The sequence below is a fragment of the Kitasatospora putterlickiae genome, assembly GCF_039527695.1.
Taxonomy (GTDB): domain Bacteria; phylum Actinomycetota; class Actinomycetes; order Streptomycetales; family Streptomycetaceae; genus Kitasatospora; species Kitasatospora putterlickiae.
In genome coordinates, this window is the sequence record NZ_BAAAKJ010000499.1 from 1 (window position 1) to 1,677 (window position 1,677).

Annotated in this window: 2 protein-coding genes; both read left to right on the top strand. The window is 78.2% G+C overall.

Annotation, left to right across the window (positions count from 1 at the left end):
* Positions 1 to 627, top strand: a 627-nt coding sequence (eccD, locus tag ABD308_RS37920) for a type VII secretion integral membrane protein EccD (RefSeq protein ID WP_344345396.1), incomplete at its 5' end; no start/stop codon positions are given.
* An 81-nt stretch (positions 628 to 708) separates the two neighbouring features.
* On the top strand, positions 709 to 1,677 hold a 969-nt coding region (gene eccB, locus ABD308_RS37925), incomplete at its 3' end, for a type VII secretion protein EccB (RefSeq protein WP_344345398.1).

Below are 1,677 nucleotides of genomic sequence, written 5' to 3' on the forward strand. Positions count from 1 at the left end.
TACCAGCTGTGGCTGCTGGTCGCGCTGGGCGCCGTCGCCGTGCTGTTCGGCGCGTTCGTGCCCGCGCTGGCGTTCAAGCTGGGCGGGCTGCGGCTGCCCGCGCTGCCCCGCAACGCCGACGAGCTCCAGGAGGAGATCGACCCGTTCCCGGCGGAGGACGTGCTCGCCCGCAGCCTGGTCGCGGACAGCTTCCTGGCCGGGTTCTTCATCGCGGTCGGCAGCGCCTGCGCGGTCACCGTCGCCCTGCTGGCGCTGGCGCGCGACGGCGGCTGGGGGCCGACGACGATGGCCGCCGACCTGTCGGTGCTGCTCCTGCTGCACGCCCGCGACATCGGCGGGCTGCGCCAGCGGCTGGCCCTGCTGCTGCCGGGGGCGGTGGGCCTCGTCCTGCTGGTCGCGCGCACCGGCTGGGACGCCGCTCCGGGCACCCGGCTGGTGGTGTTCACGGTGATGCTGGCCGCCGCCACCGGGCTCTGCGCGGCGGCGTGGACGGTGCCAGGCCGCCGGCTGCTGCCCTACTGGGGCCGGGCCGGCGACCTGCTGCACTCGCTCGCCGCGCTCGCCCTGCTGCCGCTCGCGCTCCAGGTGTTCGGCTTCTACGGGGCGATGCGCGGCCTGGCGGGCTGAGGCCGCCCGGCCCCCGCCCCGCCGCTCCCGCCCCCGCGCACCCGCACCCCCGCGCTCCCCGTACCGAGGAGGACCACCGCCATGCAGTCCCGACGCGACCAGGTGCAGGCCCACCTGTTCGTGATGAGCCGTGTCGCCGCCGGCGTCCTGCGCGCCGAACCGGACGCCCCCGACACCCCCGTGGGCCGGACCAACCGCGGCGCCGCGATCGGACTGGCCATCGCCCTGCTGATCGGCGCCGGGGCCGGCGTCTACGGCCTGATCAAGCCCGGTGGCGCGCGCGGCTGGAAGCAGTCCGGCACCCTGGTGGTGGTCAAGGAGAGCGGCGCCCGCTACGTCTACGCCCAGGGCCTGCTGCACCCGGTGCTCAACGAGGCCAGCGCCCGGCTGCTCGCCGGCGGCCAGCTGAAGGTCGACCAGGTGTCGGCCCGCTCACTGGAGGGCACCCCGCGCGGTACCCCGGTCGGCATCGTCGGCGCCCCCGACGGCCTGCCCCCGGCCGCCGCCACGGCCGGCGCGGACTGGCTGCTCTGCACCGTGCGCACCGCGAGCGCCGGCTCCGCGGCGGCCAAGCCCGCCCCGCAGCTCTCGGTCGCCGTCGGCACCCGGCAGACCGGCCGCCCGGCCGGCGACCAGGGCGTCCTGGTCAGCGGCCCGGACGGCGCCGTCCACCTGCTCTGGCACGGCCGCCGGTTCACGGCGGACGCGGCGTCCGGCGCCGTGCGGGCCCTCGGCTGGGCCGCCGCCGCGCCCGTCCCGGTCACCGCCTCCTTCCTGGCCGCCTTCCCGGCCGGGCCGGACCTGCGCGCCCCGGACGTGCCCGGCCGGGGCAAGGACGGCCCGGCGCTCTCCGGTCGCCCGACCCGGGTCGGCCAGCTGTTCACCGGCACCAACGACGAGCGGTACGTGCTGGCCGAGCAGGGCCTGGTGGGCGTCACCGCCACCCAGTTCGCGCTGCTGCAGGGCGATCCGCGGACCCAGCAGGAGGCCTACGCCAACGGCCAGGTGGCGCCCGCCCCGGCCGGCGCGGCCGTGCTCGCCGCGCACGTC